At 73.3% G+C, this 1,410-nt stretch carries 2 protein-coding genes; both read right to left on the bottom strand.

Annotation, left to right across the window (positions count from 1 at the left end; all coding sequences use genetic code 11):
* Positions 1 to 471 (bottom strand): TetR/AcrR family transcriptional regulator (locus GTW67_RS24710; RefSeq protein ID WP_346010730.1); only part of this gene is annotated, 471 nt, incomplete at its 3' end.
* A 387-nt stretch (positions 472 to 858) separates the two neighbouring features.
* On the bottom strand, positions 859 to 1,410 hold a 552-nt coding region (locus GTW67_RS24705; protein ID WP_161167002.1), incomplete at its 5' end, for a sigma-70 family RNA polymerase sigma factor.

The raw sequence follows: 1,410 nt of genomic DNA, 5'->3' as shown, positions 1-1,410 counted from the left end.
CCCCGCCAGCACCTCCCCCAACGCCCGCTCAGTCACATGGCACACCTCCGCCCACACCTTCCGCAGCGCCGGACTCGTCTCCGCCAGGCGGATCAGCGTCCGCGCCCCCTCCCACGACGCCGCGGACACCACCGCCCCCGGCGTCAGCGTGTGCCGCACCGCGTGTTCCAGCGCCTGCGGCGGGGACAGCTCGGCCGGGGCCTCCCGTACCGCCTCGACCCAGCGCTCCGCGCCCAGCGCGTAGAGGGGTGCGACGGCCTCCTCCTTGGTGGCGAAGTAGCGGTAGAAGGTGCGCGGCGCGACCCCGGCCGCACGCGCGATGTCCTCGGCACGAGTTGCCCGCAGCCCCTGCCGCACGAAGAGGTGGGCCGCCGCGCGGGCGATGTCCATGCGGGTCTCGGCCTTGCGCCGCTCGGTCAGCGAGAGTGGCCGGCCGGCGGCGGGCGCGGAAGGTGGAATGGTGCTGCTCACTTCGGCAGGCTATGCCGCTGTGGCAGAATCTGCCATCCGGCGGGTCACCCCGGGGTTCAGGTTCGGGGTGGCCCGCCTCTCCACGTCTCCTCCGCCGCCCACAGACGGAGAGAGCCGGGCTGCGGCACCCGGGGGGAGGGGCGCCGAGCCCGGCTCGGGAAGTCCCGGCGCCGGGGGGAGTGCGTCGGGACGTGGTCCAAGTGTGCGTCGGATCCGGTGCGGATCGGGGCCGAACCGCCGGGCCCGGAATTCTTGTTCCCGGGCCCCAGCCGGTTGAAGCAGCGTTACACGCCATGTTTGCGCGGCCTTCGGCCACCGGCGTACGCCCCAGGCGTCACGCGACGCCCCGGCCTCACGGGGCCGCCCGTGCGACGGCCCCCGGCGGTCTTACGCGGCCGCCTCGAAGCCGGTGTCGCGCGCCAGCTTCTTCAGCTCCAGCAGCGCGTGCTTCTCGATCTGCCGGATCCGCTCACGGGTGAGCCCGTGCTCCTTGCCGACCTCGGTCAGCGTGCGCTCGCGGCCGTCGTCGATGCCGTAGCGCATCTTGATGATGGAGGCCGTGCGCGGGTCGAGGCGGCCGATCAGGTCGTCCAGCTCCTCGCTGCGCAGCAGCGTCATCACGGACTGCTCGGGCGACACGGCGGAGGTGTCCTCCAGCAGGTCGCCGAACTGCGTCTCGCCCTCGTCGTCCACCGACATGTTCAGCGAGACCGGGTCGCGGGCCCAGTCGAGCACGTCGGTGACGCGCTCCGGCGTCGAACCGAGCTCGGCCGCGATCTCCGCGGGCTCCGGCTCACGCCCGTGCTCGCGGTTGAACTCGCGCTGCACGCGCCGGATCCGGCCCAGCTCCTCCACCAGGTGGACGGGCAGGCGGATGGTGCGCGACTGGTCGGCGATCGACCGGGTGATGGCCTGGCGGATCCACCAGGTGGCGTACGT

This window comes from Streptomyces sp. SID5910, from assembly GCF_009862125.1.
Classification (GTDB): domain Bacteria; phylum Actinomycetota; class Actinomycetes; order Streptomycetales; family Streptomycetaceae; genus Streptomyces.
This window is presented reverse-complemented; position numbering and strand designations above follow the sequence as displayed.